Here is a 24,716-nt window from a genome sequence, read left to right as displayed (position 1 = left end):
TAATCACTTTACAAAAAATATGTCAAGCGTTTAACATAAAATAAAATATTATTTAAATTAATCAAGTTTATAAATTGACTTTTGCATGAAAAACGTTTATCATAAAAATAAAATATGACGATAAGGAAATACAAGAAATGACATGGACTACCACTGAACGATACCGTGCTTATGAAAGCTATTCTGAGAATGAATTAAAGACCTTACGCGAACGTGTTGCTCAATCACCTTGGCACTCAACTTTTCATATTGAGCCAGAAACCGGTCTTCTCAATGACCCCAATGGTTTTTCATTTTTTAATGGCCAATGGCATCTCTTTTACCAACATTTTCCATTTGGCGCTGTGCATGGTTTGAAGTCATGGGTACATTTGACTTCTACAGATTTGGTGCACTTTGAAAAATCAGGACTCATTCTCTACCCTGATACGAAATTTGAGAACGCTGGTGCTTTTTCTGGTTCTGCTTTTCCTCTTGATGATGCACTTTTTATCATGTACACAGGAAATCATCGTAAAGAGGATTGGACACGCATACCTTATCAACTTGGTGCTAAGTTGGATAAAGAAAATCAGCTAGAAAAGTTGCCAGAGCCTATAATCTATCCCAATTTCTCAGAAACAACTGATCACTTTCGAGATCCACAAATTTTTCAACACCAAAAGAAACACTATATGCTGATTGGTGCACAATCTGTCGCCGAAGAAGGAAAAATAAAGATTTATCGCTCTAAAAATGAGCAATTAACAGCTTGGGAAGACTTAGGTTTTTTGAATTTTACTTCAGAAAAGATGGGCTATATGATTGAATGTCCCAATCTTATCTTTATAAATAACACACCGGTCCTCATCTTCTGCCCCCAAGGCTTGGATCAATCAATCTGCTCTTATGGCAATATTTACCCCAATACCTATCTTATTGCCGATTCTTTTTCTGTTGATAAAGAAGTCTGGTTAATGGGCGACAATAGGATAGAAAATCTTGATTATGGCTTTGACTGTTATGCCACACAGGCTTTTAATGCTCCTGACGGCTCTGCTTATGCTATTTCTTGGTTAGGTTTACCAGATACAACTTATCCGACAGATCAGTTTGGCGTGCAAGGCGCCTTGTCTATGGTCAAAAAACTAAGTATTAAAGACGGAAAGCTTTATCAAACTCCTGTAGATGAAATGAAAAATTTACGCAAGAAAGAAAAAGAGTTTTTACTCAAAGAAGAGCTTATTCCTACACATAATGCTTTTGAAATGGAAATTGACCTCAAGTCTGAAGAATCACACCATTTGAATATCATGGCAAACGCTTCTCATGAAAGTGCACTGGAAATACACATTGACAAGGAAAATGATTGTTTCACGGTTAAAAGAAATTATGAAAAAAGGACAGTAAATGTTAAAATAGAAAAAGTTAATCTATTTATAGATAAATCTATTTTTGAAATTTTTATTAATGATGGAGAGAAAGTCTTATCGGGGCGTGTATTTCCTAACAAAGAACAGTATTTTATACAAAGTGAAAAACCGATAAATATTAAAATGTGGGAACTGAATTAGTGGTTAAACTTGAAGATGTTGCAAAAAAAGCGGGTGTAAGTTTGACAACCGCTTCGCGTGTGATTAATAACAAAGGGTACTTAAGCGACACAACTATTGCTAAGGTTGAGGCCGCAATGCGTGACTTACATTATGTCCCAAATGCTGCAGCCCGCTCTTTACAAGGGAAATCTTTAAAATTAATTGGTCTCGTTTTTCCTAATATCCAGAATGTATTCTATGCAGAATTAATCGAAAAAATTGAACAGGCACTCTTTCGAAGAGGCTATAAAGCCATGCTGGCAACAACTGAGCACGACGAAAGGAAAGAAAGAGATTATTTAACTTTACTTCTTTCTAACCAAGTGGATGGCATCATTTATGGAAGTCATAATTTAAGTACTAACGATTATACTGCAATCCACGCACCTATCGTATCTTTTGACCGCATCCTCACTGCACAAACTACTATCGTTAGTTCAGATAATTTGCAAGGCGGTCGTTTAGCAACAGAAACTTTGATAAAAAACGGGAACAAAAAAATTGCTATTTTTACCGGCAGTGACAATACTAATTCGCCCACGCGCCTCAGACGTGAAGGCTATCTCTCTGTGATGAAAAAGCATGACTTAGAACCTCATGTGATTAAAATCCCAACAAGTTTAACTTTTCTGAATAAAAAAGAAGAAATCAAGAGAATTTTAAAAAAATCTGACTTTGACGGGATTTTCTGCACAGATGACTTAACAGCACTTCTTGTGAAAAATCTAGCGGCGGCAATGAACAAAGATATAAGTATCATTGGCTTTGACGGCACAGAGTTTATCAGGGAATATCATCCAGACTTGACGACAGTGAAGCAACCTATTACAGATTTGGCGGAGCTTTTAGTCGACTTAGTTATTCGTAAAATTCAGGGAGAAACTGTTGAAAAATCCTATAAACTTCCTATAACTTTACATCAAGGTCAGAAGCCTTTCGAAGAATAAAAAAAAGCGAAAACCAACTGGTTTTCGCTTTTTTTTATTCTAACTTTCTTTATCTTACTTTCAAGATCTCAAACCACGACCACGTTCAATAAAGTAATAGCAAACGGCATAGAGAGCAATGACAAAACCAAGTAGCACAAGCAAGCTAATCCACAGGGCAACATCTTGCACACCTAAAAAGCCATAACGGAAACCTGAAATCATATATACGATCGGGTTGACTTTCGAAATGTCCTGCCAAATTGGGGGTAACATAGAGATAGCATAGAAGACACCACCGAGATAAGTCAAAGGTTGTAAGACAAATGTTGGCACGATCGAAACATCATCAAAAGAACGCGCAAAGACACCATTAAGAAGCCCAGCCAAGGAAAAGAGGAAAGCCGTCAACAACAGAGTTACAATAATTACGAGCCAAGACTTCACAACTAAAGGAACAAAAAGCAACGAAATGATAGTCACTAACGTCCCAACGAAAATACCTCGAAGACTTCCGCCGGCCACAAAGCCTAAAATAATCACATGTGTAGGCACTGGAGCGACGAGTAATTCTTCAATATTTTTTTGAAATTTTTGCGAAAAGAAACTCGAAGAAACGTTCGCATAAGAGCTAGTAATAACAGACATCATGATAAGTCCGGGCACGATAAATTGCATATAAGAAAAACCATGCATATCACCGATTCGTGAACCAATCATTTTACCAAAGATAATAAAATAAAGTGTGGTCGTAATCACTGGTGGCACAAGAGTTTGCACCCAAATACGCATAAAACGTGTGACTTCCTTGATAGCAAGAGATTTTCCTGCAGTCCAGTAGAGTTTAAACATTTTTTCCCTCCTCTTCATGGGTAAGCTTAACAAAAAGCTCTTCTAGACGGTTTGATTTATTGCGCATGGAGAGGACCTGAACACCTTGTGCAGTTAGTTGCTCAAAAGCAACATTGATGCCCTGGTTGCGTTCAATCTTAAGCTCCAAGGTCTGGGAATCCACCAATTTCATCTCATATCCAATAAGCTCTGGTGCTTGCCCTTCCGCTTTAATATCGAGAATAAATGTTTCCGACTGTAATTTCGATAGTAAGTTTTTCATACTTGTATCTTCAATTACTTGTCCAGATTGGATAATTCCAATATTTCGGCAAAGCATTTCTGCTTCTTCCAAATAGTGTGTCGTCAGAATAATTGTTGTACCTGAAGCATTGAGTTGTGCGAGAAATTCCCACATTGAGCGGCGAACATCAATATCAACACCCGCTGTTGGCTCATCCAAAATCAAGAGCTTAGGCTCATGCATCAAGGCACGCGCAATCATCAAACGACGTTTCATCCCACCAGAAAGACGTCCTGCACGATCATTACGCTTTTCCCAAAGTTCCAACTGTGTGAGATATTTTTCTGAGCGTTTGAGCGCTTCCTTACGAGGTACACCATAGTATCCGGCTTGATTGACTAAGATTTGTTGAACCGTTTCAAACTGATTAAAGTTAAACTCTTGGGGCACAAGTCCGAGTTGTTGCTTAGCCTGCACTAGATTTTTATCAATATCATAGTCAAAGACTTTAACTGTTCCAGACGTTTTATTCACGAGTGAAGTAATAATACCGATAGTAGTTGATTTCCCTGCCCCATTAGGACCAAGCAAGGCATAAAAATCTCCTTCTTCAACTGCTAAATCAATACCTTTTAAGGCTTCCGTACCGGAATCATATACTTTTCTTAAGTTTTTTATTTCAAGTGCTTTTTTCATTTATAGCCCTTCATTATTTCTTCTATTTGTTGAAGCTCAATCCCAAACATGTTAAGTCTTTTGAGGATTTGCTTGCCATTAGCATAACCTATGCGGAGTTCTTCACAGAGATATTCCCGACGTTGGCGACTATCAGAGCGGAGGACAAGACCAAAGTTAATAAGATCTGCTTGAACCACAGTCGGCTCGATATTCGCGCCTCCTGTCAAGTGTCCCAAAGCTTTTTGCAAATCTTCATACTTGGCATGTTCTACTCCGAGAGAACCTTTACCTTTAGGTCGTGCTTCTTCACGTTTCAAAAAGGCATGCTGCGCCTCAGGAATAGCTTGCATAATAATCTTACGGATGCGTTCCCCTTGAAAATCTGGATCAGTAAAAACAACAAGCCCTCGTTTCTCTTGGAGGACCTTTAACCGCTCGATATCAGTCGCGTCTATACTACTTCCACCAGTTTCATAGGTATCCAGATCATAAAAGCGCTTCAGGTTTCTTGTGTCATCTCGCCCTTCAACGACGATAACTTTTTCGATTTTTTCTTTCATGAGGTCAAACCAAAAACTTTCAGTGCATTTGCATAGGTTTGCTCAGCCACTTCTTCCAAGCTAAGTCCACGAAGTTCCGCAATTTTCTCTGCTGTATAACGTGTGTAGCCTGGCTGATTTTCCTTACCGCGATAAGGCATTGGTGAAAGATAAGGGGCATCAGTTTCCACAAGTATGCGATCTAAAGGAAGCTTTGTAGCTGCTTCTTGGACATCAAGAGCCTTTTTAAATGTCACAACACCTGAGAAAGAAAGCATTAGACCAAGCTCCAGAAACTGTCGGGCCTCTTCATAGGTACCAGAAAAGCTGTGCATGATTCCTCCACGAGAGCCAACGCCTTCAGACTTTATAATTTCATAAGTATCAGCTAAAGCATCACGTGTGTGTACCACAAAAGGAACATCTGCTTCTTTTGAAATTTGAATTTGGCGCCGAAAACTTTGTTCTTGCAGTTCTTTTGATTCGACCATCCAATGATAATCTAAGCCAATTTCGCCCACTGCAAGCACCTTATTTTTTTGCAAATTTTCCAGCAGATACTGCTCTGCAGCTTGATCAAAGCTTCCACATTCATCTGGATGCCAACCAATCGTAGCATAGCATTCTTCATGTTCTGTAGCAAGCTTTATCGCCCAATCATTTGTTTTACGATCCACTCCGACAATATTCATGCGATGAACCCCTAGCTCATGTGCCTGAGTAATAATTTCCTTTTCTCTACCAATAAATTCATCTGAATTGAGGTGTGTGTGCGTGTCAAAAATATCCATTCTTCTATTATAACCCAAAATAAAGCAAATCTTATCTTAGAAAAACCGCTCTATTTTAAAAAGAAAATTTTCCTTTACTAAAAGCATGCAGCAAAAAACACCCGCTCGGGGTGTTTATAATAATTGCATTTGCTTTTAGATGGCATTGCGCAAACGAGCGCCGCCATTTTCTAAAATACGTACTGTACGCGGTAAAAAAGCACGGATTTCTTCTTCGTTGTATCCCACATGTAGACGTTTTTCATCCATAATGATTGGACGGCGCATGATTTGCGGATTTTCTGAAATGATTTTGATGGCTGCTGAAAGCGACAAGTCTTCAAAATCAACGCCTAAGGTCTTCACAAAGCGATTACGGCTAGAAATAAGCCCTTCCACACCATCATCACACTTTTCAAGAATACGACTAATTTCTTCTGCTGAAAGTGGGTCGCCAATGAGGTTACGTTCTTGAAATGGAATATTGTGATAAGTAAGCCAAGTTTTAGCTTTTTTACAACTCGTACAAGATGGGGCCGTATAAATAGTAAGCATCCCTCTCTCCTTTATATTAATATGGAACAATCCATGATCTTATTTATAATACCTAGCGGTATTAGCATTTGCTATTATAGCACAATTGACAGACAAAAAAAAGACCCTTTCCCTTTTTATTCTAAAAAAATCTGTCCTATTGGACAGATTAAAAAAAGTATTTAAATGTTATAATACTGGCGTTTTAACATAGATGGATAAATGTTCTTTGCTTCTTCCAGTTCTTTTTTCTTATTCTCAATATCTTCCGTAATTTCGACCGAAAAATTTTCAAAAATAGGACGTGCTTCTTTGAAAATATAGCCGCCATTTTTCAAATCTTGTTCATCTTCGAAAACAGCCAAATGGTGGGATAGATTTTTAAAGAAAGTACTTAAGAAATAAGCGGGGATGTACAAATTATACATTGAAGTATAATTTTTCAAAAAATTATAGTCGTAAAACGGCACTTTTACATCACTACGGGGATTAACGATTTCTTCATCATCTCCAATAATCGGACGGTTCAAGATTTCGATAATTTTTTGATTCAAGGTGTTTCTGACTTCAATTTCGCGTAAGAGTTTCTCAATGGCTAAGCGCTTCTTATAGCGATTTTCGTCAAAACGTTTGTAGATATACATGCCCGCAATAAAAAGCCAAGCACCCGCAATCATAGCAATAATCATAGAAATAATAAGTTCTGAATTCATACTATTATTATAACAAAATGACTAATGTTTTAAAACTCATTTCTCCAGAATTTATATAGCTAAGCTGTTATTTCGATCTTATTTCCCTCAGGATCGAGAATAACGGCTTCATAATAGCCATCGCCAGTTCTCCGTGGTCCAGATAAAACTTCAAAACCTTGTTCTAAAAATTCTTGAGCCCGCTTGTCTACCTCGGCTTCATCTCCCACCTGTAAAGCAAGATGAGCAAAACCCAGACCTTCAGGCATTATCTTTTCAATATCTGCACGATGCATGAGCTCTACACGTGCCCCTTCTTCAAAACTCATAAAATATGAAGTAAAGCCTGTTTTAGAGTTGTGATATTGCTGACCCGCCCTTGCAGAAAAAAAGGTTTCATAAAAATTCCTCATCTTCCCTAAGTCTCTTACCCAAATTCCGATATGTTCAACTTTCATCTTTTTATCTCCTTGACTCTATTATAATATACTCCGACAGATAAAAGTGTTCCTTTCTTTGAAACATTTTACTTTTGAAAAGATATCTTCATTTCCTCCTTTTTAATCGTACTTATTTTTTGACCTTTGATTTATAATAGAATAAAACATTGAAAAAGGAGACTTATCTATGGGATATTTAGTACCTACTGTCATCGAGCAATCAAGCCGTGGTGAACGCGCATATGACATTTATAGCCGTCTACTGAAAGACCGTATCATCATGTTGACAGGCCAAGTTGAGGATGGTATGGCCAACTCAATCATCGCACAACTCCTCTTCTTGGATGCCCAAGACAGCACAAAGGATATTTACCTCTACATTAACACACCTGGTGGTTCTGTTTCTGCTGGACTTGCAATTGTTGATACTATGAACTTCATCAAATCTGACGTTCAAACAATTGTTATGGGTATTGCTGCATCTATGGGTACAATCATTGCTTCTAGTGGTACCAAGGGCAAACGTTTCATGTTGCCGCATGCTGAATACATGATCCACCAACCTATGGGCGGTACTGGTGGTGGTACACAACAAACCGATATGGCTATCGCAGCAGAACACTTGCTCAAAACACGTCGTACTTTAGAAAAGATTTTGGCCGAAAACTCTGGTCAGTCTATGGAAAAAGTACATGCTGATGCAGAACGTGACAACTGGATGACAGCCCAAGAAACATTGGATTATGGTTTCATTGACGAAATCATGGAAGCCAACAGCTTAAAGTAAAGTAAAACAAAAAAACGTTCAACCTAAGAGTTGAACGTTTTTCTTTTATTGCTCACGTAGTTCGATAAGAAGATCTTTCGTCTGAATCGCTTCTCCTGCTACGGCATGAATTTCTTCAATCGTAGCATCAAACGGTGCTTCGATGGTCGTCTCCATCTTCATTGCTTCTGTAACCATCAGTGCTTGTCCTTTTTTGACCTGATCTCCTTTTTTCACTAGGATATCCAAAACAGATCCCGGCATGGTTGCACCAATTTGTTGTGGATCCGTGCTGTCAGCCTTACGCTTCGCAACAATTTGTGTTTTGATCGATTGGTCATTTACACTAATTTCACGTCTTTGACCATTAAGGTTAAAGAAGAGCACACGATTTCCTAAAACATCTGGCTCACCGATCTCATCCAGACGAATAATCAGAGTTTTACCTTTCTCAATCTGCACCTCGATTTGCTCACCCATACGCATACCATGAAGGAAGGTTTCCGTATCAAGCAAGGTTACTGAGCCAAAAGCATCTTGCATTTTTTGATAATCCAAGAAGACTTGTGGGTACATAATGTAGCTTAAAACTTCATGTTCTTCAGCTGGGTAACCTAATATGTCTGAGAGTTCCTTTTCCACTTGTGCAAAGTCAACGGCTGGCGCGTGAAGACCAGGACGATCTGTTAATGCTTGTTTACCTTTGAGAACCAGCGATTGAAGTTTCTCTGGGAAACCACCTACAGGTTGACCTAAATCTCCTTGGAAGAAGGAAACAACTGACTCTGGGAAGTTTAATTCTGCGCCTTTTGCATAAACATCTTCTTCTGTGAGATCATTTTGCACCATAAAGAGTGCCATGTCGCCCACAACTTTCGAACTTGGAGTCACTTTAATAATGTCACCAAACATCATGTTCACTTTGCTATACATAGCTTTGACTTCATCAAAACGAGCATCTAAGCCAACTGCAGCAGATTGTGCTTTAAGATTGGTATATTGCCCCCCTGGCATCTCATGCCTGTAAACTTCTGTTTGCGGGCTCGTAATTCCAGCTTCAAAAGGTGCATAATAACGACGCGTATCTTCCCAATAATGGTCAATTTGTTCCGCGTTAGCAATATTCAAAGCCGCATGACGTCCACCATGCTCCAAGGCATAATAGAGTGACTGCATAGAAGGCTGCGATGTGCCACCAGCAAGTGATGCGGTCGCCACATCGACGATATCTACACCTGCCTTAATCGCACCTGAATAGGTAATAATACCATTACCTGCCGTATCATGTGTATGCAAATGAATCGGCAAATCAACTGTTTCTTTCAGTGCTGTTATCAGTACATAGGCAGCTTGTGGCTTCAGAAGACCAGCCATATCCTTAATTGCAAGAATATGAGCACCGCTAGCTTCCAATTCTTTAGCTAGGTCTTTATAATACTTCAAGTCATATTTTTGACGTGTTTTATCTAAGATATCGCCAGTATAACAAATCGTTGCTTCAGCAATTTTACCCGTGTCACGTACAGTTTGGATAGATTTTTCCATTTGCGGCAGCCAGTTAAGACTATCAAAAATACGGAAAACATCGATTCCCTCAGCTGCTGCTTTTTGAATAAACTCCTGAATAACATTATCAGGATAATTTTGATAACCTACTGCATTTGAGCCGCGGAACAGCATTTGAAAAAGCGTATTGGGCATCTGTTCACGCAATTTTCTTAAGCGATACCAAGGTGATTCATTTAAGAAACGGTAGGCGACATCGAAAGTTGCCCCGCCCCACATCTCTACAGAGAATAGATCAGAAAGACCTTGATCTACAGAGGTTGCAATCCCCTTCATATCTTGTAGACGCAAGCGTGTGGCTAAAAGACTTTGGTGTGCATCACGAAAAGTTGTATCTGTGAGCAAAACTTCATGTGAACCTTTAACAAAGTCTACTACGGCTGCAGCACCTTCTTGATCAAGGATATTCTTTGTTGTTGTTTTCTGGAGAAGCTCAATTTCAGGTTGACGAGCAGGTTCAAAATAACGCTTCTCTGTTTTGTCAATCCCTGGGAATCCATTCACGGTAATATTCGAAATATATTTCAAGATTTTTGTACCGCGATTACGTTTGCGAGAAAACTTGAAGAGTTGTGGTGTATTGTCAATAAAGGTTGTCGTTGCTTGACCACTAGTAAACTGCTCGTCCTCAATAACATTTTCCAAAAACGGGATATTCGTTTTTACCCCACGAATGCGGAATTCACGTAAGACACGCTGCATCTTATGCACCGCCTCTTCAAAATCTGTCGCATGAGTACAAACCTTGACTAAAAGACTGTCGAAATAAGGCGTCACTTCATATCCTGCATAAGCATTACCTACATCAAGACGTACACCAAATCCGCCTGGTGAGCGGTATGTGTTAATTTTTCCTGTATCTGGAAGGAAATTATTTTCGGGATCTTCAGTCGTGATACGGCACTGGATGGCTGCACCTAGACATGGAATTTCATCCTGTGCAGGAATTTTGATATCTTGATGCAAATCCTTGCCTTGAGCAATAAGAATTTGTGCTGTAACAATATCTACACCAGTAATCATCTCCGTAATCGTATGTTCTACTTGGACCCGTGGGTTAACTTCAATAAAGTAAAATTGGTTATCTTTAACTAAAAACTCAACTGTCCCTGCATTAACATAACCCACAGCTTGGCAAAGTTGGACAGCTGCTTGACAGATTTCATTTCTAAATTCTGGTTCTAAGCCTACAGCTGGTGCAATTTCGATGACTTTTTGATTACGGCGTTGCACAGAACAATCTCGCTCATGAAGATGAACAATATTGCCATGTGTATCTCCCAAAATCTGTACTTCGATATGTTTTGGATTTTCAATATATTTTTCAACGTAAATTTCTGCTGAACCAAAAGCTGTTTGTGCTTCAGACTTGGCACGCGCATAACCATCACGCATCTCTTCGTCATTGCGAGCAACACGCATTCCACGTCCGCCGCCACCGAGAGCTGCTTTTATCATAACAGGGTAACCATAAGTTTCAGCAAAGGCAAGAGCCCCATCCAAATCGACAGCTCCATCCGTTCCTGGAATACCTTGAATTTGCGCTAAATCCGCTGCTTTCTTAGCTTTAATTTTATCGCCAAAAATATCCAAATGTTTTAAATCTGGCCCTACAAAAACTAAGCCAGCTTCACGGACCTTAGTCGCAAATTCTAAGTTTTCAGAAAGCAAACCATATCCCGGGTGAATTGCATCCGCTCCTGCATCTAGAGCAATACGAATAATATCATCCGCATCAAGGTAAGCATCTATCGGTTTTTTACCTTGTCCGACTAAGTATGCTTCGTCTGCTTTGAAACGGTGTACTGAGTACTCATCTTCTTTTGCATAGATGGCTACAGTGGACAAACCCAATTCATTACAGGCACGAAAAACACGAATGGCAATTTCACCACGGTTGGCAACGAGCAGTTTTTTCATACAATCCCCTATCTTTATTCCCTAAATATGTTGTGTAATATGGTTGACGATACCTTATAATTCAATTCCCTTCTTACTTTAGCAATATAGAGGCATGAGTATTACGACCTGACGCAGTAAAAACATTTTTTACGGAGAAAGTAGTGAGACTCTAGCAACTCTTCATAAGAGTTTGCGTTTGGCTCTCCTTGCTTTAGCAAGATAGAGGCATTGAGTATTACGACCTGACACAGTAAAAACATTTTTTGCGAAGGAAGTAGTAAGACTCTAGCAACTCTTCATAAGAGTTTGCGTTTGGCTCTCCTTGCTTTAGCAGGATAGAGACATTGAGTATTAGAAAGCATCAGCAACCAAATTATGAATTTTCACAACATACAAACTTTATAAAAAAAGCTAATTTGATTAGCTTTTTCTTAACTTTAGCATTTAATATTAAACATTTCTAGCATATGTACTTGAAAGCTCTCTGACTTCTCTACGTTTTTCATCTGCCGAAATATTGAGTACGAAAGCAATCCCCAAAGACAACACAAGGAATGATGATCCTCCTTGCGATAGGAATGGGAATGTTACCCCTGTTTCCGGAATAATCCCAAAGGCTCCCCCAATATTGATAAATACTGAAATCAAAAGGGTAGAACCAATACCGATACAGATCATCGAATTAAACGCACTTTTTGCACGGATACCGACCATTAAGATACGAACAATCATAAAGAACAATACGCCGAGAACAAGAATCCCTCCGATTAGACCCAGCTCCTCAATGACAATCGAGAAGATAAAGTCCGTGTGCGCTTCAGGTAGAAAACCGTTTTTCTCAATAGAGTTTCCGAGTCCACGACCAAACCATCCGCCATTACTTACGGCGTAATAGGAGTTGGCCATTTGGTGACCATATGTTGACAAGCCTCCGAAAGGATTAACCATTGCCTTAAAACGTGCATTGACATAGTGTCCCGGGATAACATCGCCACCTACGGCATAAAGGTAGGCAATAAAGGCAACCATAGCTCCCAAAATTATCTTGCCATAGCCACTAAACCAACGCCAAGAGATTCCACTCGAAGCAATCATTACTCCTGTAATCATCGCCATAATAGAAGCATTACCCAAGTCTGGCATGATAACCAAAATCCCTAACATTACGAGAATCGCAGAGCGCCATCCACCAAATAGTTTTTGCCAAATGGTTTTCCCTTTGAAAATTGCTGCGATATCTTTTTCATATATTTCATCCTGCTTTTCGGAAAAGACAGAAGCCAGATACCACACAACGAAAAATTTTGCATATTCAGCAGGTTGAATCGTTCCCACACCTGGGATGGGAATCCAGCCATGAGCGCCATTTGCGGAAGTATTTGGCCCGACACGCGAATAAATCATGGCTGAGATCAAAAGAAATAAAACCCAGCCAATCATTTTTTTACTTTTAAGAGCCCGGAGTTTCATCCGGTAAATCACTGCAATAGCAACAAAACTCAGCAACATGAACGCGCCTTGGTTGATTGCCATTTTATAAGGTGAAAGTCCCTTCGCCAGCTGATATGGGACTGTTGCTGAAAAAACCATCACGATACCTACAGCTGACATTATCAGGTAGGGAATCAAAATAGAATAGTTCAGGAAGTTTGCTTTCTTCAATCCATCATTCATTTTATGTTATCATTTCATTTCTATTATTTTTTAACATTTTTTATTATACCATTTTTTCAGTTTCATTTTTACAGATGTGCAATTATTTTAAAAATAAATGGTTTTTCTAGAATGAAAAATACTTCATAGCACTTAAACTTCTCGGTGTAATGTAACCATGCGCTCTTTTGGACAAAACTTCATCGTTTCGACTTTATCAGGGTTGCTGCTTTTATTCTTACTGCTAATATAATTTTTACTCTTACAACTTGTGCAAGCTAAAGTTATTTTCACTCTCATTCTACGATGCTCCGTTTTCTTAAATATTTCCGGAAATTAGCCAAGGACCAAAAGAAATTAACAACTACGAAAAGACTTGTCACAATAAACGCCATCCGATAGGAAACCCAACCTGCAATTGCTGAGCCAACGATCGGACCTACAACAACACCAAAGTTAGAAAACATTTGGTTATAGGCGAAGATCCGTGACACACCTTCCTTAGGGGTGATTTTAGCCAAAAGGGAATTGACGGAAGGCATCAGAGCACCCGTGCCGAACCCCAGCATAAATCTTAAGATTCCTAATTGAAGAGGGGTTTCTACAAAAGCCATCGGTAAATACATAGCGAAACTAAAAGCTAAACCGATTAAAATCAGCCGATGTGCGCCATATTTGTCTCCTAATTTACCCAATGTACTAGAAGACATCATTGCAGATAAGCCAACTGCAGATACAATAAGACCTGAGATAAACATTAAGTTATTTGTATTTGTAGTCAATGTTTTGATGTAAAGGGTCACAAATGGCTCTATTGATTGTGTGGTGACTTGGATAATGAAGCTGGTAATAAGTAAGCCAAAAAGGATATGCTTGTTACTTACACGATTGATAATTTCCTTTGTAGATAACATATTATCTTTCGTTACAGGTTCAAAGTTTTCATGGACAAAAAAGACAGTTAGAATTGTTGCAAGAGCTAGCAGACTCCCAACGATAAGGAAGACATTCGCCATCCCAAACCATTGTGCCAATAAACCACCGATAGAAGGGCCAATCAAAGTTCCCGTAATCATTGCAGTGGATAAGACACCCAGGGCATAACCTGAACGTTCTTTCGGTGCTTGAGAAGCGATCATTGCTGTCGAGTTGGGAATAAATCCTGAAAAGAAGCCCATAAGACTGCGCATGAGCAGTAGCCACCAATAGCCACCCATATGATGAGAAAAAGCAATCGCAGACATGGTAAAGGTCATGGCAAAAGAAGCTCTGACCATCATGGGTTTCCGGCCGTATTTGTCCGCTAATTTTCCCCACATAGGAGCAACTAAGCCTGAGACCAAAGCTGTCGAAGCAAAAGCAATACCAGAAAACAGCTCTACATTAGAACCTGTCACTCCTAGGCTTTGAATATAAAGGGGCAAAAATGGCATCACCAGTGAAAAAGATGAGCCCACAATAAAACAGCCAATCCATGTGATCCACAAATTTTGTTTCCAATTAACTTTTCTGTTTTTTGTTGATTTACTCGTTTTAATCCCTCTTTTCTACTGCTTTTAACAGTTCTGTGATTTTTTCATAAGTTTCAGGAATTGTTCCTGAACTGTCAATAATACGTGTGGCATACTTCTTCTTTTCTGACAAAGGCATTTGAGCTTTGATACGCGCTTCTGCCTCTTCTTTTGTCATATTATCCCGACTCATGATACGCTCAATTTGGATGCTTTCTGGAACAGCGACTAACCATATTTCATCAAAACCATCATAAGCCTGTTCGATGAGTAAGGGAATATCCATAATTATGGCCTTTTGAACCTTATCATCCTTCAAAAGTGCTTCACGTCTCTTATAGAGTTCTTGGCGAATAATATGATTTTGGAGCAATGCTAGTTTTTCTCGCGCTTCATCATTTGAGAAAATTAAGTCGCCCAACTTTCGCCGAACCAAAAGTCCTTTCTCATCAAAGTAGGCAGGGCCAAATTCTTGTAGAATCGCCTGATATAAGGAGCCACCTGGGGCTTGTAATTCACGAACCACTTGATCCGCATCAATGATCGGATAGCCCTGAGAACGCAAAAAATCAACCGCCGTTGATTTCCCAGAAGCTATTCCACCTGTCAAACCGATTACTTTCTTCATAGCTTTATTATAGCACAACTCATGATACGATATTCAGTAATTACGCCCCCATGAAGCAAAAACGATATTTTTCCAGTCCAGAAAGGGCTTCGGACTGTTGTAATTGTCCATTCACTACCTCTTCCACTGCAGAAAGTAAGTATTATCGTTAAAAAAAAAACAGAATTTGCTTAATTTATATAAATAAGCAAAAAACAACCTTCCCAAAGGAGAGATTGTTTCTACATTTCAATAGATATTAAATGTTTGATGTGTGCATTACTTCATCATCATCTTGTGAAAGAACTTCGTGGAACACACGTTCAGTCAATTCTTGTTTTTGTTCTGGTGTGAGGTATTTAGTGTTTACACAGTAACCAGAGATACGTACGATAACGTCTTCGCCAGCCATAATTTTGCTGTAAACATCTTTAAGGTCCATAACGTTAAGGTTAACGTGTTGTCCACCTTGTCCGAAGTAACCGTCAAGGATTTGAACCAAGTTATCTACTTGTTCGTCACGTGTTTTACCAAGTGCACGTGGAGAAACTTGAGTTGTCAATGAGATACCGTCATTTGCATGAGCAAATTCAAGTTTCGCCAAAGAGTTCAAGTTTTGGAGCCATCCACCGCGCGCTTTGTTTGATGGGTTAGCACCTGGTGAGAAGAATTCTACTTTAGATTTGTTCACTGAACCATCTTCATTGAGGAATACACCTTTATGAACTGGTGAGTTACCTGTTTGTTTAGAGTAAGCCACGTTTGAAGTGATTGTCAAGAGTGAAACTGTAGCTTCAGCATTTTTGTAAAGTTTGTGTGAAGCTAGTTTTTCGTAGTACATCTTCATCAAAAGTTTAGCGATATCGTCTACACGGTCATCATCTTCACCGTAACGTGGGAAGTCGCCTTCAACTTCGTAGTCATAGATGTAGCCGTTTTCATCACGAATAGTTTTAACTTTCGCATATTTGATTGCTGAAAGTGAGTCAACTGTATTGGCGAAACCACAGATACCGAAGCCCATGTTCGCACGAACACGTGTTGGCAAGAAGGCCATTTGTACAGCTTCATAGTTGTATTTATCAGTCATATAGTGGATGATGTTCATTGCATCCACATAAGTATCAGTCAACCAAGTCAATGATTTGTCAAAGTTTTCCATAACTGTATCATAGTCAAGAATTTCGTCAGTTACAGGTTCGATGTCGAACACTTTGTAGTCTTTATGAACATCGTCATATCCACCGTTCAAACCAGTAAGCATAGCTTTCAGAACGTTAACACGCGCTCCGAAGTATTGGAGGTTGTGACGTTCGTTTTCATTTTCTGGGTCAAGTGGTGATACACAACATGAGATACAAGACATTTCGCCGTAGCCTTCTTTAGCCATTGTTTCTACACCTTCATATTGAATAGAAGAGTGTTTATGCGACATTGACATTGCATAACGTTTGAAGGCATGCGGTAATTTATCAGACCAAAGTACTGTCAAGTTTGGTTCTGGAGCGTTACCGATTGTATCCAATGTGTTAAGGAAACGGTAGTCCATTTTTGTAACACGGTGACGACCGTCATTACCCATACCTGCCATTGATGTTGTGATGAATGTTGGGTCACCAGAGTAAAGTTCATCATAAGCAGCAGCACGCGCGAATTTCATTGTACGAAGTTTCAATACGAAATCATCAACGAATTCTTGAATTTCTTGTTCAGTGAAAGTACCACGTTCAAGGTCACGTTCAGCAAAGATATCAAGAACGATTGGCACACGTCCAAGTGATGTAGCCGCACCATTGATAACACGACATACAGCCATGTAAGCAATGTTGATCCATTGGATAGCTTCTTTAGTGTTCAGGGCTGGGCGACGAACGTCAAGTCCATAAAGATCACCAAATTTAGCAACTTGATCAAGTGCTTGGTATTGCATGTTGATTTCTTCTTTAAGACGGATAGTTTCTTCTGTAATTTCAGTGATTGCATCCCATTCGCGTGCTTTTTCTTTCATCAAGTAGTCTGCACCGTAAAGTGCAAGACGTGCGTAAACACCGATGATACGTCCACGTGAATAAGCATCTGGCAAACCAGTTACTGTGTGTGCGTGACGTGCTTTACGGATAGCTGATGTATAGGCACGGAAGATACCATCATTTACAGAAGTCATTGTTGTATCCAACACTTCGTGCAATTCAGGATCAACGCTGAGTCCGTGTTCTGTCAAGATTTTTTCTGCTACACGAAGACCACCTTTTGGCATGAAGTTCAAACGGAAAAGTTCGCTGTTTTGCATACCGTAGATTAATTCGAGATCTTTGTTTTCAGGATCGATGTAGCCAGCAGGAATTTTGTGAATAGAAGTCACACGATCAGTATCGAATGGGAATCCTACTTCTTCATAGTGCGCTTTTGTTGTTTCGATAATATCTTTTACTTTAAGCGTACGTTCTGTTGGCCCTTCGAGGAAACTTTCGTCTCCATCATAAGGTTTGTAGTTGGCTTGAACAAAGCGTGTAACGCTTGCTTTATCTTGCCAGTCTGATCCTTTGAAACCTTCCCAGGCTTGCTCAAAGATTTCTTTAGTTTCTGTTTTCATGTAGAAAATCTCCTTTGGTCTTTCTGTTTCAGATTACGCTTTTATTATATCATACAGTTTACTAATTTCAAGGGATATCTGGGAATGTTTGCACTTTCTTTACTAGTACAGTTTGATTTTTAAGTTAAACTGTTATATTTTTAGTAAACGATTACAGAAATGAAATGTCACAGAAGTACAGAGATAACAAAAAAAGCCAAGCTTTTTTGCTTGACTTTTTTCTTGATACAGTTTCTGTACTTAAATCTTATTTGGTTTCGATTAAACCAATGTTGCCATCTTCACGACGGTAAACGACATTAGTACTGTCTGTATCTGCATCTGTAAAGATATAGAAATCATGTCCTAACATGTCCATTTGAAGGACTGCTTCTTCAGCATCCATTGGTTTCAAGGAAACATGTTTTGTACGAACAATCTTTACTTGATCTTCATTTACTTCTTCAGCTTCATCAAGTGGTGCAAACTCGTCTCCGAAAGCTTGTCCAGTAGGAACATTAATCTTAGATTTACGGTTTACACGTGTTTTATACTTGCGAATTTGACGTTCTAGTTTTTCTTCAACAAAGTCAATAGCTGCATACATGTCAGCTGCTGTATCTTCTGCACGCAAAGTTACATTTTTAGCAGGAACGGTAACTTCTGCTTTGTAACGTTTGTCGGAGTAAACTTTAAGATTTACATAGGCTGTTACTTCATGACCATCGTTAAAGTATTTTTCAAGTTTTCCAACCTTATCTTCAACATATGAGCGGATTGAATCTGTTAACTCAAAATTTTCACCACGGATATTATATTTGATCATAGAGTCTACCTTAACGGCTCTTGTATTGAACCTTCACTGTTTTGCAGGCGCTGGACAGTCAAGTTTTAAGAACCGTCCTTTCTTTATTTCTAATTTAATTATAATATATAATCGCTTACAAGTCAATCAATAACACTTATTCTAATCTTTTTATTAGAAGAACCAATCGAAATCGTATCCCCTGGATGAATTTCGCCGGCAAGCAATTGTTCACTGAGCGTGTCTTCAACCTCACGTTGCAGAGCTTTACGCAATGGGCGGGCACCGTATTCAGGATCAAATCCTTTATCAGCAATAACTTTCAAAGCAGCAGGTGTAAATTTTACTTTGATATTTTGATCTTTCAAACGCGATACAAGAGATTTACTCATGATTTTCACGACTTGTTCAATCTCTTTTTCTGTCAGTGAATGGAAAACGATAGTTTCATCGATACGATTGAGAAATTCTGGACGGTACTGTTTCTTCAGCTCTTCCATGATTCTTGCTTTCATAGCTGGATAATCCGTTGAAATTGATTTAGCCCCAAAACCAACCGTTTTATCATCACGAATAGCCGTTGCACCCAAGTTAGATGTCATAATGATGATCGTATTTCTGAAATCAACTTTACGTCCTTTGGTATCTGTAACGAAACCATCATCCAAAATTTGTAACATGATATTGAAAATATCAGGGTGGGCCTTTTCGACTTCATCAAGGAGAATAACAGAATAAGGCTTATTACGGACTTGCTCTGTCAATTGCCCACCTTCATCGTAACCTACATATCCAGGAGGTGCTCCGATAAGACGCGATGTCGAGAATTTTTCCATAAATTCACTCATGTCTACACGAATCATATTTTCTTCACTGCCAAAAACACTTTCCGCTAAAGCCTTAGCAAGCTCTGTCTTCCCAACTCCTGTCGGACCAAGGAACATAAATGAGCCCAAAGGACGTCTCGTATCGGCAATCCCTGAACGTGCACGTCTAATGGCACGAGAAACAGCAGAAATCGCTTCTTCCTGTCCAACCACACGTTTATGTAACTCTTTTTCTAAGTTAATCAGACGTTCACTTTCTGTCTTCGTCATCTGTTGGAGTGGGATTCCTGTAAGGTTAGAAACGACAGCATAAACATCGCTTTCCTCCACCAAAGGATTATCATTTTCCGATACTGTAAAATTATCAATCTTGTGCGTTAATTTTTCAATATCTTTTTCAATCCCTTGCGCTTCAACAATATCAAGAGCAACAACTGCTTTTTGTAATCTCAGTTCTTCCGCTTTTAATTCTGCTTTTAACTCGTCTAACTTGGTATAATTTGTTTTACTCGTGATTTTAACTTTGGCTGCTGCTTCATCAAGAAGATCAATAGCTTTGTCTGGGAGACGACGACTAGGCATATAGCGATTACTCAAGCTGACAGCACGCTCCAAAGCCCCTTCTTCAAATTTGACTGTATGGTAAGCCTCAAATTTTTCTTTCAAGCCTTGTAAAATCGCAACCGTTTCCTCTTCTGAGGGTTCTTCGACATTGACACGGGCAAAACGGCGTTCTAGGGCTTCATCTTTTTCAATATATTTTTGATATTCTTGATAAGTGGTAGCACCAATGAGTTGGAACTCGCCCCGTGCTAATGCTGGTTTTAAAATGTTTGAGGCATCGTTGACCGAGTCCATGCCGCCACCAGCACCAATAATGGTATGGAGTTCATCGATAAAGACGATAACATCTTTATCATGTGTCACTTCATCAACAATAGCCGTCAAACGATCTTCAAATTCACCACGGAATTTTGTCCCCGCTACGACCATCGCCATATTTAAAGCCATAATGCGGCTGCCGCGTAAACCTACAGGAACATTTCCTGCAGCCACACGTGTCGCAAAACCTTCAATAATCGCTGACTTACCAACACCTGGCTCACCAACAAGAACGGGATTATTTTTTGTTCGACGGCTCAAAATGTGGATAAGACGTTCAACTTCACGCTCTCTTCCAATCATGGGATCAAGCTTGCCTTCACGGGCTGCTTTTGTCAAATCTGTTGATACCGTGTCTAAAGTAGGCGTTGTCGTTGTTTCGGACACTTTCCCCGACAGGTTTCTTTTCGAAGCTGGTGTCACCGCTTTACGGCGCTCTGGTACACGTAGATATGCTTTTTGCTCTAGCTTTTTGCGGAGGTTAACGATATTGATGTCTTGCTCACGTAAAAGTTGTCCTGCAAAGCTGGCTTCATTTGCCAACAGCATATATAAGAGATGCTCGGTCCCGATGCGGTTTTTATCATTATTTTGAGCCAGTGCTCGTGCTTGCTCAATAATCGTTTCCACTCTTGGACTAAGCTTTATTTCTGATTTTTTTGTCTTCACTTGACTTGAAAAATCTTCGATGTCGATTAACATTTCTTCCAAATCAATCTTTTCTGAATTAAGTAGCGTAAATGCCAATGAAGCCGGGACCTCAGCCAAGGCAGCCAATAAGTGCGAGCTTTCAACCCAAGCGTAGTTAAACTTGTGCGCATAGTCGACAGACTTCTCAAGCACTTTTATGACTTGTGGTGTAAAGTCCTTTTCATTAAATTTCATCATCACGATCCAATCTCTGTAGTATTTTTATCATCATTTGTGCTCGACAACTGTTAGAAATATCACTATCAGCTAAAAGCAAAAGGAGAAGATTTCCTTCTCGTTCAGTCAAAATGTTTTCATCAAATAAAAGTTGCAAGACATCTTGTGCCATACTTTCGGTCAAGTTGGCAGGCAACTTCTGTGCTAAATCAAGCAAGAATTCATGCTTTGCCGAATAATGGTATTTGAATATTTTAATATAGCCGCCACCACCACGCTTTGACTCAACATCAAAGCCTTTAGATGGGGTGAAACGGGTTTTAATCACATAGTTAATTTGCGAAGGAACCACGTCAAATTGACTGGCTAAATCTGCACGTTTAATCTCAATCTCACGTGCCTCTTCTAGCAGTTTTCGCAAATAAGCTTCGATAATATCTGAAGTATTTTGGGCAGACATAGAACCTCCAATCTTTGACCTTTATTGACTATTATATCGAAAATTTTAATTTTTTACCAAAAATAGTGGCTGAAACGTCTCTAAAATAAAAAAATCCGCTAAAAGCAGATTTTTTTATTTTATTTTACATCAACAATCTTAACTTCGATTTCACCCATAGGCAACGGAATTTTCACAACATCGCCAACTTTACGGCCAATCAAGGCTTGAGCGATTGGAGATTCATTTGAAATTTTGCCTGAAAATGGATCAGCTTCAGCAGTACCGACGATTTCGTACTCTTCTTCTTCGTCATCTCCAACTTCTTGGAAAACAACTGATTTACCAAGAGCAACTTCATTTTTGTCAATATTAGCATTGTCTACGATTTCAGCATAACGAATCATTGTTTCCACAGTTGAGATACGACCTTCAATAAAGGCTTGTTCATCTTTTGCTGCTTCGTATTCTGAGTTTTCTGAAAGGTCACCGTAGCTACGTGCAATTTTGATGCGTTCAATAACTTCAGGGCGTTTAACCAATTTAAGGTTATCTAATTCTTGTTCTAATTTTTCCAGACCTTCTTTGGTCATGGGGAAAGTTTTTTCTACCATTTTTTATCCTTTTTAAATTTCTAATTAATTACCCGACGCAATCGCATCATTGACATACTTTTGAACATTGATGTTTTGTTCTTCAAGTGTTTGCGCAAAGTAAATCTTACCTTCAACGTCTGCTACGAAATAAAGATAATCATTCGCAGTCGGGTTAAGCACTGCTTTGATTGACGACAAGCTTGGACTCACGATTGGTCCAGGACCAAAACCTGGGTACAAATAAGTATTGAAAGGTGAGTCTAATTGTGTATTAATTGCAGCTTGCTGATCAAGCGACGTATCCTTACCTAGCTTACCTTCAGCATAAAAGATTCCTGTATTAGAATCCATCGTCATCCCTAAATCTTTACGGTTAAAGAAGACCTGTGCAACGTTACGGCGATCATCATCGCTATTCGCTTCTTTTTCGACAATGGCAGCCAAACTCAAGGTTTCATTGACCGTAAGTCCGTTCGCTTGTATTTGTTCATACAAAGGTTCCAGCTGTGTATTAGTTGTTGAAAGCATGGTCTCAATTAAGCTTTCAACAGTTGTCTTTTTCGTATACTCATAAGTTGCTGGGAAGAGGTAACCTTCAAGTTGATACTTCACACCACTGTCTTTACTTGGTAAGCTTGCAAGAAGTTTTGGAAACTTCTCTTTCATTTTTTCGATGAACGCTTGATCCTGTACAGTCTTCATAAACTCATCTTTAGTAAAAGGTGTTTTTTCATCTTTATCCGCAGAATTCACTGTAACAGCTTGAGCAATTTGTTCCAATGTATAACCTTCAGGAATCAAAATTTTGCCCAGAGTTGGTTCCACAGGATGTTCGGTTCCTCCTTGCTCCAAAAGACTTGCAATATCCGACAAGTTCATGCTAGGCGCCAAGTTGTAGTAGCCGCTCTTAAAGCCACTGAAATTTTTAAATTTAGTATAGTATTGGAAAACCATACCATTTTTGATAATACCTTCTCGTTGTAAGATATCTCCGATTTGTTTACTGCTTGCTCCCGCTGGAATGTTAATGGCGCGTTTGGTTGTATTTGCAGTATTGAGCGGTTGTACACCTTCTTTGATGAAATTATAACCGTAAAAACCAGTCCCTGCCGCAGCCAGAATTAAAACAGCTACGATAACAGCAATAATCTTTCCAGAAGAAACTTTCTTCTTCGATTTTTTCGCTTTCGACTTGGGCTGCATTTCTTCAGCTTCCGCATCCGATTTTACTGCTGCACGACGACTTCTTTGTCTGTGAGTCGTCTCTTCGCCAAGAGGCTCTGCAGCATCACTTGCTTGTGCTTCAGGTTGCTCATATTCATCAACAACTTCTTTATCAGACTCTTTTGTCTTGCGTCTAAGTCGTGAATAACTTTGTCCTTGGCTCGCTTGGAGCATTTGCTCGCGAACACTTGCAAAGTCTGGACGTTCTTCATGTGCTGATGCTTCTGTTTTCACTTGATCAGAAACAGCTTTTTCAGGAAATTCTACATCTTCGGAAATTTTAGCTTGTCCCTCTACTTCTGGATTTTCCAGTTCTTCTGTCAACTTAAATGGAGTTGGACGTTGAATATCCGAAAAATCAGCACGTTCTCGCCGAGTATGTCTACTCGGGGTTGAAGAAAGTTCTTTGTTGGATTCACGGGCATAGTTTTCAAAAGTCCCATCCGTGTTGGCTCGATTTCCTTCTTCAAGTTCACGCAAGATTTTATCTTTGAAACTTTCTCTCGAAAACTTCTCCGTATCTTTTTCTACCAAGGTTAATCCTCCTTATCACGCCACCCTCTTTTTTTAAACAGTGAAGCGTAAGTTTGTTGGGTAATATTCACAAAAGCGAGGTCAGGGACCTCACTCTTTTAGATTTTAATTCTCTTCTGAGTCGCTGTCGTCATCATCGTCGTCCTCTTCATCGAGTTCAACGTCTTCATCCACGTTATCCAGTTCAACTTCAGCAAGTTCAGCATCATAAGCTTGAACCTCATCTTTTTCATCATCTGGATTCTCATCATCATAAGTCATGTCATCTGCATCGTTTCCTTTGTCGATGTGTTCATCTTCAGGATCCACTTCATCTTCGATACCGAATGCATTAACTTTTGTACGTTTTTTAGTTGTTTTTTCTTCTTCGTCGTCAATTTCATCAAGAGCAATTACTTCCTCATCGATTTCGTCGATCGCGTACCATGAGCGCAGTGCCCAAATGTTATTTCCTAATGGAATAAAGCTTCCATCTGTATTCATTTCTGTGTAAAAACGTGCAATTGTGGCTTTGATTTCATTGTCCGACTTTTTCAAGTAGTCTTGAACGGCGTTCAAGATTTCTGCAAAAGCCATTTCCTTACCATTTTGTTCCAAAATTGCATGAGCAACTTCAATCATTGAAAGTTCTTCGATATTTTGTCCTTCTAATGCTTCAATTTTCAAACTTTTTTGCTCTCTTTCAGATTTTCTTTTTCTATATTATATTAAATTCGCTTCATTGTCAATATGTAAAC

General features: G+C 39.2%; 22 protein-coding genes. 3 read left to right on the top strand and 19 right to left on the bottom strand.

Going from position 1 to position 24,716, the window contains the following annotated elements:
- Window positions 1-137 precede the first annotated feature (137 nt).
- Together lgb_RS01910 and lgb_RS01905 are read left to right on the top strand one after the other, a co-directional pair.
- The gene (locus tag lgb_RS01910; RefSeq protein ID WP_019293324.1) at window positions 138-1,553 is read left to right on the top strand and encodes a sucrose-6-phosphate hydrolase; all 1,416 of its coding nucleotides are present in this window, start codon (window positions 138-140) and stop codon (window positions 1,551-1,553) included.
- Window positions 1,553-2,521, top strand: a complete 969-nt coding sequence (locus lgb_RS01905; protein WP_019293323.1) for a LacI family DNA-binding transcriptional regulator — start codon at window positions 1,553-1,555, stop codon at window positions 2,519-2,521. The genes lgb_RS01910 and lgb_RS01905 overlap by 1 nt, the downstream gene beginning before the upstream one ends.
- 60 nt (window positions 2,522-2,581) lie before the next feature.
- On the opposite strand, the gene lgb_RS01900 is transcribed toward lgb_RS01905, so the two are convergent.
- The 7 genes from lgb_RS01900 to lgb_RS01870 all read right to left on the bottom strand — a co-directional run bounded on the left by lgb_RS01900 (window position 2,582) and on the right by lgb_RS01870 (window position 7,246).
- Window positions 2,582-3,352: an ABC transporter permease gene (locus lgb_RS01900; protein WP_019292654.1), complete on the bottom strand. Its 771-nt coding sequence runs from the start codon at window positions 3,350-3,352 to the stop codon at window positions 2,582-2,584.
- A complete protein-coding gene (locus lgb_RS01895; RefSeq protein WP_019294144.1) occupies window positions 3,345-4,271 on the bottom strand; it encodes an ABC transporter ATP-binding protein in 927 nt (308 codons plus the stop codon). The genes lgb_RS01900 and lgb_RS01895 overlap by 8 nt, the downstream gene beginning before the upstream one ends.
- Window positions 4,268-4,813: a ribonuclease M5 gene (rnmV, locus tag lgb_RS01890; protein WP_019292656.1), complete on the bottom strand. Its 546-nt coding sequence runs from the start codon at window positions 4,811-4,813 to the stop codon at window positions 4,268-4,270. The genes lgb_RS01895 and rnmV overlap by 4 nt, the downstream gene beginning before the upstream one ends.
- Window positions 4,810-5,583, bottom strand: coding sequence for a TatD family hydrolase (locus lgb_RS01885; protein WP_019294145.1), 774 nt, complete (start codon window positions 5,581-5,583; stop codon window positions 4,810-4,812). Before lgb_RS01885 ends, rnmV begins: the two co-directional genes overlap by 4 nt.
- A gap of 135 nt (window positions 5,584-5,718) precedes the next feature.
- Complete coding sequence (spx, locus tag lgb_RS01880; protein ID WP_003134024.1) at window positions 5,719-6,117, bottom strand: transcriptional regulator Spx; 399 nt, start codon at window positions 6,115-6,117, stop codon at window positions 5,719-5,721.
- A gap of 161 nt (window positions 6,118-6,278) precedes the next feature.
- On the bottom strand, window positions 6,279-6,809 hold the full coding sequence (locus lgb_RS01875) for a hypothetical protein (protein ID WP_019292658.1): 531 nt from the start codon (window positions 6,807-6,809) through the stop codon (window positions 6,279-6,281).
- A 59-nt stretch (window positions 6,810-6,868) separates the two neighbouring features.
- A complete protein-coding gene (locus lgb_RS01870; RefSeq protein ID WP_019294146.1) occupies window positions 6,869-7,246 on the bottom strand; it encodes a VOC family protein in 378 nt (125 codons plus the stop codon).
- 169 nt (window positions 7,247-7,415) lie between these two features.
- Here lgb_RS01870 and lgb_RS01865 point away from each other — a divergent pair, with 169 nt between their 5' ends.
- Window positions 7,416-8,015 (top strand): ATP-dependent Clp protease proteolytic subunit, encoded by a 600-nt coding sequence (locus tag lgb_RS01865; protein WP_003134020.1) that lies wholly within the window; start codon window positions 7,416-7,418, stop codon window positions 8,013-8,015.
- 45 nt (window positions 8,016-8,060) lie between these two features.
- On the opposite strand, the gene lgb_RS01860 is transcribed toward lgb_RS01865, so the two are convergent.
- The 12 genes from lgb_RS01860 to rpoE form a co-directional block, all read right to left on the bottom strand.
- Window positions 8,061-11,480: a pyruvate carboxylase gene (locus tag lgb_RS01860; protein WP_019294147.1), complete on the bottom strand. Its 3,420-nt coding sequence runs from the start codon at window positions 11,478-11,480 to the stop codon at window positions 8,061-8,063.
- Window positions 11,481-11,912: 432 nt separating this feature from the next.
- Window positions 11,913-13,136 carry an FtsW/RodA/SpoVE family cell cycle protein gene (locus lgb_RS01855; protein WP_019294148.1) on the bottom strand — a complete coding sequence of 408 codons (1,224 nt, stop codon included), beginning with the start codon at window positions 13,134-13,136 and terminating at the stop codon, window positions 11,913-11,915.
- A gap of 132 nt (window positions 13,137-13,268) precedes the next feature.
- Window positions 13,269-13,415, bottom strand: coding sequence for a 50S ribosomal protein L33 (gene rpmG / locus lgb_RS01850; protein WP_014024306.1), 147 nt, complete (start codon window positions 13,413-13,415; stop codon window positions 13,269-13,271).
- A complete protein-coding gene (locus lgb_RS01845; RefSeq protein WP_198495147.1) occupies window positions 13,412-14,653 on the bottom strand; it encodes a multidrug efflux MFS transporter in 1,242 nt (413 codons plus the stop codon). Before lgb_RS01845 ends, rpmG begins: the two co-directional genes overlap by 4 nt.
- On the bottom strand, window positions 14,649-15,254 hold the full coding sequence (gene coaE, locus lgb_RS01840) for a dephospho-CoA kinase (RefSeq protein ID WP_019294150.1): 606 nt from the start codon (window positions 15,252-15,254) through the stop codon (window positions 14,649-14,651). Before coaE ends, lgb_RS01845 begins: the two co-directional genes overlap by 5 nt.
- 238 nt (window positions 15,255-15,492) lie before the next feature.
- Entirely contained in the window at window positions 15,493-17,826 is a 2,334-nt protein-coding gene (gene pflB, locus lgb_RS01835) for a formate C-acetyltransferase (protein WP_019292664.1), read from the bottom strand.
- A 247-nt stretch (window positions 17,827-18,073) separates the two neighbouring features.
- A complete protein-coding gene (hpf, locus tag lgb_RS01830; protein ID WP_003134010.1) occupies window positions 18,074-18,631 on the bottom strand; it encodes a ribosome hibernation-promoting factor, HPF/YfiA family in 558 nt (185 codons plus the stop codon).
- Between the two features lie 122 nt (window positions 18,632-18,753).
- The gene (locus lgb_RS01825) at window positions 18,754-21,204 is read right to left on the bottom strand and encodes an ATP-dependent Clp protease ATP-binding subunit (protein WP_029345874.1); all 2,451 of its coding nucleotides are present in this window, start codon (window positions 21,202-21,204) and stop codon (window positions 18,754-18,756) included.
- Window positions 21,194-21,646, bottom strand: a complete 453-nt coding sequence (locus lgb_RS01820) for a CtsR family transcriptional regulator (protein WP_019292666.1) — start codon at window positions 21,644-21,646, stop codon at window positions 21,194-21,196. Before lgb_RS01820 ends, lgb_RS01825 begins: the two co-directional genes overlap by 11 nt.
- A 119-nt stretch (window positions 21,647-21,765) precedes the next feature.
- On the bottom strand, window positions 21,766-22,239 hold the full coding sequence (gene greA, locus lgb_RS01815) for a transcription elongation factor GreA (protein WP_019292667.1): 474 nt from the start codon (window positions 22,237-22,239) through the stop codon (window positions 21,766-21,768).
- 24 nt (window positions 22,240-22,263) lie between these two features.
- Window positions 22,264-23,979: an endolytic transglycosylase MltG gene (gene mltG / locus lgb_RS01810; protein WP_019294152.1), complete on the bottom strand. Its 1,716-nt coding sequence runs from the start codon at window positions 23,977-23,979 to the stop codon at window positions 22,264-22,266.
- Between the two features lie 105 nt (window positions 23,980-24,084).
- Complete coding sequence (gene rpoE / locus lgb_RS01805) at window positions 24,085-24,645, bottom strand: DNA-directed RNA polymerase subunit delta (RefSeq protein WP_003134001.1); 561 nt, start codon at window positions 24,643-24,645, stop codon at window positions 24,085-24,087.
- Between the last annotated feature and the right edge of the window lie 71 nt (window positions 24,646-24,716).

This window comes from Lactococcus petauri (genome assembly GCF_023499275.1).
GTDB lineage: Bacteria > Bacillota > Bacilli > Lactobacillales > Streptococcaceae > Lactococcus > Lactococcus petauri.
The sequence above is the reverse complement of the archived record's forward strand: the minus strand, read 5'-3'. Positions and strand labels throughout refer to the sequence as shown.